This window comes from Paraburkholderia sp. (assembly GCF_034668105.1).
GTDB lineage: Bacteria > Pseudomonadota > Gammaproteobacteria > Burkholderiales > Burkholderiaceae > Paraburkholderia.
The window spans coordinates 1-4,909 of the sequence record NZ_JAXDPY010000185.1 but is presented as its reverse complement, the minus strand read 5'-3'; the positions used below and the strand labels follow the sequence as shown (position 1 = coordinate 4,909).

Sequence of the window (4,909 nt, the reverse complement as noted above, 5' to 3'; positions counted from 1 at the left end):
TGAACGCGATGCCGTAGATCACGTGCACGACCACCAGACCCGTCGTGGTGTTCGAGAGGCCGAGCGCGCCTTCGAAACGCGCCATCGGCAGGAGGATCGCCTGGAACGGAATGAAGCAGCCGACCAGCAGCATCGTGAAGATCGGATCGGCGCCGCGAAAACGCCAGTGCGTGAGCACATAACCATTGAACGCGCCGATGATCGACGAAATCAGCACCGCCGGAATGACCATCCGCACCGAGTTCATGAAGAACGGCTGCATGCCGTCGCAACGCACACCCGTACACGCGCCGCTCCATGCCTTGATCCACGGGTCGATGGTCCAGTGAGTGGGCGGCGTGAGCAGGTTGCCGGTGCGCAGCTGATCGATGTCCTTGAACGACGTGGACAGCATCACGTACAGCGGAAACAGGAAATACAGGGCGAACAGAATCAAGGCCGCATAAATGACGGCACGGCTGATCGTCATCTTAGGCTGCATTGCGGGTGCTCCTCGATTCCAGATACATCAGCGGCACGAGCACGGCCACGACGGTCGCGAGCATCATCATCGACGATGCCGCGCCGACGCCCAGCTGCCCGCGATTGAACGAAAACGTGTACATGAAAATGGCCGGCAGTGACGAAGACGTACCCGGACCGCCCGCCGTCAACGCGACGACCAGGTCGAAAGTCTTGATCGTGATATGGCAAAGAATCAGCAACACGGAGAAGAACACCGGACGCATGCTCGGAATCACGATCTTGCGATAGATGGTGGGCAAGCCGGCGCCGTCCATCTGCGCGGCCTTGAAGATTTCACCGTCGACACCGCGCAGGCCCGCGAGAAACAACGCCATCACGAAGCCGGTGGATTGCCACACCGCCGCGATCACGACGCAGAAAATCGCCTTGTCGGGGTCGCCGAGCCAGCTGAACGAAAAGCTCGTCCAGCCCCAGTCGTGGAACACCTTCTCGAGGCCGACGCTCGGCGTCATGATCCACTGCCACGCCGTACCCGTCACGATGAACGACAGCGCCATCGGGTACAGGAACACGGCGCGCAGCGCGCCTTCATTGCGGATCTGCTGATCCAGCAGAATCGCGAGGAACAGACCCAGGCCGATGCATATACCGATGAACGGAATCCCGAACCAGCCGAGATTGGCCGCCGAGGTCCAGAACACATCGTTATCGAATAGCTCTCGATAACGATCGAGACCGACAAATTCATAACGTGGCATCAGTCGCGAATTCGACAGCGACAGAAAGCCGGTGATGGCAATGAAGCCATACACGAAGATCAGGCTGATCACGACGCTGGGTGCGAGCACCAGCTTCGGAATCCAACGGTCGGCAAGGGCCGCCATCGGCGACGTGCGGCGGGTCACGGAAGCCGTGGTTTTCCCGTTTCCGCTGATAGAAGCAGTCACTACTCGACTCCTGCTGAACTGTACCGCCGGGGCGCTCGCGCAGGGAAACCGCGAGGCCGGAACGGCATAGGTGTGACACGATGAAACCAGGGCCGAACGCTCACCCTAAGTAACGCACCTGCTGCAAGCAATCAGAAGTGCGCACCCGGCGCCCACGAGGGGAACCGCCTGGTGCGCCACTTCACTTACATCACTTACTTGGTCTTCGCTGCCTTCGCGAGCGCGGCAACCGCGCTCTTCGAATCCTGCTGCGAGTTCATGAACTTCGTGACCACGTCCGAGATCGCACCGGCTGCTGCATCCGGTTGCGCCATGCCGTGCGCCAGCGAAGGCACATAGCCGCCCGACTTGATCGCTACCTGTTCATCCGCGTACGACTTCTTCGCGCAGTCGTCGAACTTGGCCATCGACACGCCCAGACGAACCGGAATCGAGCCCTTGTTGAGGCTGAACTGTTCCTGGAAGTCCGGCGTCATGATCGTCTTGGCGAGTGCCAATTGACCCGGCGTCGCGGTCTTCTGGCCTTTCTGCTGGAAGAACACGAACGAGTCGACGTTGAACGTGTAGGCCTTTTCGGTGCCCGGCACGGCGGCGCAGACGTAGTCCGTGCCCGACTTCTTGCCGGCGTTGGCGAATTCGCCCTTCGCCCAGTCGCCCATGAACTGCATGCCGGCCTTGCCGTTGATGACCATCGCCGTTGCCAGGTTCCAGTCACGGCCCGTGCGGCCCGCGTCGAAGTAACCCTGGATCTTGCGGACCGTGTCGAACACGCCGACCATCTGGTCCGACGTCAGCGTCTTCTCGTCGAGATCGACCAGCGCCTTCTTGTAGAAGCCCGCGCCTTGCGACAGCACGACGTCTTCCCACAGCGTCAGGTCTTGCCACGGCTGACCGCCCATCGCGATCGGCTGGATGCCGGCGGCCTTCATCTTGTCGGCCACGGCGAAGAACTCAGGCCACGTGGTCGGCGCCTTGCCGCCTGCCTTGTCCAGCGCTGCCTTGTTGATGTACAGCCAGTTCACGCGGTGCACCGAGAACGGCGCCGCCACGTAGTGACCGTCTGCGTGCATGATCTTGTCGATTTCCGGCGGCAGGTTTTTCTTCCAGTCGCCCGCCACGGAGTCGATCGGTACCAGCACGCCTTGCGAAGCCCAGTCCTGGATCAGCGGACCCTTGATCTGCGCAGCGCTCGGCGCGTTGCCCGAGATCACCTGCGTCTTGAGTGCCGTCATGGCAGCCGCACCTGCACCGCCAGCAACCGCGAAGTCCTTCCACGTGTAACCCTGCTTCGTCATGTCGTCCTTGAGGACGCCGACGGCTTTCGATTCACCGCCCGAAGTCCACCAGTGCAACACTTCGACCGACTCGGCGGCTTGCACCGCCGAGACGCCACACATCAGACCCGCGGCGCACAAAGCGCCCATGATCGCGCGAAATTTCATTGCTTATCTCCTCCAGACACCTGAACAAAAAACAAATGGCCCCTGATGTCGCCAGGGTGCTGTGGTTGGTTCAAACAGGCAAAACACTGGGCGATCGAGCACGGTCGGGCGCATGCGTCGAGGCATGTGCCGGCGGACCGATGTCCGGCCGCTGGAAGCTCAAGAGATGAGTGGTTCGGGATGCAACTGACTGTCTCCTCTTTTGATTTTTGCCTGCCCGCGTCGCGCGCGGCAGACTCGAGGTACCTCACACGTTAACCCTGACACCAGCTCAGCCCTCCAGCTTTCCGTAAGGTCTGCCGATGGCATGCTGGCACGTGCTCGCACGCAATGTCCGTTAACATGCAGGGGACGCCTGCCGATTCGGGAAAACGTGCATCTAGCCCCACAGCGCACGCTTTTTTCATCGAATTAGCGCTACCTCTTGATTTGGCTTGTCGTTAAACTACAATTCAGTGTCAAAACATATTGTATCGGACTACGGTCGCCCTTTTCCGGTCATCACGGCGGCTCTCAGGATATCGACGGAGACTCATGCAAACCGATTCAAGTTTCACCTTCGTGCTCTTCGGCGGAACCGGCGATCTGTCGATGCGCAAGATCCTGCCGGCACTGTATGAAGCGCACCGTGCGGGCGGCATGCTGGCCGAGAGTGGCAAGATCGTCGCGGTGGCGCGGCATGTGGCCGATCGGGCCGCCTACCTTGATTGGGTCAATGAGCACGTCAAGCCGCACGTGTCGAAGAACGGCCTGGATGAAGCAGCATGGGCGAGCTTCCTCGAGCGTATCGAGTTCGTGAAGATCGACCTCGGCAACCCCGAAGACTTCACGCTGCTGCGCGAGGCCCTGAGCGGCCGGCCCGGGATTCGGGTGTTCTATCTGGCCACGGGTCCATCGCTGTTCGTGCCGATCTGCCGCGCGCTGGCTTCGGTGGGCCTCAACGAAAACTCGCGCATCGTGCTGGAAAAGCCGCTCGGCTACGACCTCAAGTCGTCCAACGCAATTAATGATGCAGTCGGCGAAATCTTCGCTGAAGAACAGATCTACCGGATCGATCACTACCTGGGTAAGGAACCGGTGCAGAACCTGCTCGCGCTGCGTTTCGGCAACGTGCTGTTCGAACCGTTGTGGCGCCGCGAGTGGGTGGAAAGCATTCAGATCACGATTGCGGAAGAACTCGGCGTGGAAGCGCGCGGCGACTTCTATGACAACACCGGCGCGTTGCGCGACATGGTGCAGAACCATCTGCTGCAACTGCTTTCCATCGTCGCGATGGAGCCGCCGCATTCAATGGATTCCGAGTCAGTACGTGACGAAAAACTGCGCGTGCTGCGCGCGCTGAAGCCGATCGATCCGCGCGACATCGGCAAGGTCGCGGTACGCGGCCAGTATCATGCGGGCGTGATTCGCGGCAGCGCGGTGCCGGCGTATGCCACCGAGCCAGGCGTGAAGCCGGACAGCACGACCGAGACCTTCGTCGCCGTGAAGGTGGAAATCGAAAATTGGCGCTGGGCCGGCGTGCCGTTCTTCCTGCGCACCGGCAAACGCCTCGCGGATCGTGTGGCTGAGATCGTGGTGAATTTTCGTGCTGTGCCGCATTCGGCACTCGGCGCATCCGCGCTACGCGGCGGTGCGAATCGTCTCGTGATCCGCTTGCAGCCGAACGAAACCATTCGCCTCTACTGTCTCGCGAAGCAACCGGGCGAAGGGATGAACCTCGCCAGCGTCCACCTCGACCTCGCGTTCGACCGGTTCTTCCGCGAAGGGCAGATGGAGGCGTATCAGCGTCTGCTGCTCGACGTCATCAACGGCCGGCTCGCGCTGTTTGTGCGGCGCGATGAGCAGGAAGCCGCATGGCGTTGGGTCGAACCGATCCTCAACGAATGGGCGGTGTCGAACAAGCCGCCCAAACCGTATGCAGCGGGCACGTGGGGACCGGCCGCGGCGAGCGCGATGCTGGCGCAGCATGACACCTGCTGGCTCGAAGAAGAGAATTGAAGCAACTGAACCGCGGCGTCGTGCCGTGCCCGGTCATGATCCCGATCCCGACCGCAG

The 4,909-nt window shown here is 61.2% G+C and carries 3 protein-coding genes and 1 pseudogene; 1 reads left to right on the top strand and 3 read right to left on the bottom strand.

The genetic code is table 11. The features are described 5' to 3' along the window. The 3 genes and pseudogenes from QOC89_RS08815 to QOC89_RS08805 form a co-directional block, all read right to left on the bottom strand. A pseudogene (locus QOC89_RS08815) lies at positions 1–481 on the bottom strand (carbohydrate ABC transporter permease); the annotation flags it as partial. Further along, positions 471–1,412 carry a carbohydrate ABC transporter permease gene (locus tag QOC89_RS08810; protein ID WP_063495077.1) on the bottom strand — a complete coding sequence of 314 codons (942 nt, stop codon included), beginning with the start codon at positions 1,410–1,412 and terminating at the stop codon, positions 471–473. The gene QOC89_RS08810 and the pseudogene QOC89_RS08815, both read right to left, overlap by 11 nt. 194 nt (positions 1,413–1,606) lie before the next feature. Continuing rightward, positions 1,607–2,854 carry an ABC transporter substrate-binding protein gene (locus QOC89_RS08805; protein ID WP_179736746.1) on the bottom strand — a complete coding sequence of 416 codons (1,248 nt, stop codon included), beginning with the start codon at positions 2,852–2,854 and terminating at the stop codon, positions 1,607–1,609. A gap of 534 nt (positions 2,855–3,388) precedes the next feature. Between QOC89_RS08805 and zwf the strand changes: the two genes are divergently transcribed. Continuing rightward, on the top strand, positions 3,389–4,852 hold the full coding sequence (gene zwf, locus QOC89_RS08800; RefSeq protein ID WP_323044672.1) for a glucose-6-phosphate dehydrogenase: 1,464 nt from the start codon (positions 3,389–3,391) through the stop codon (positions 4,850–4,852). Positions 4,853–4,909: the final 57 nt, after the last annotated feature.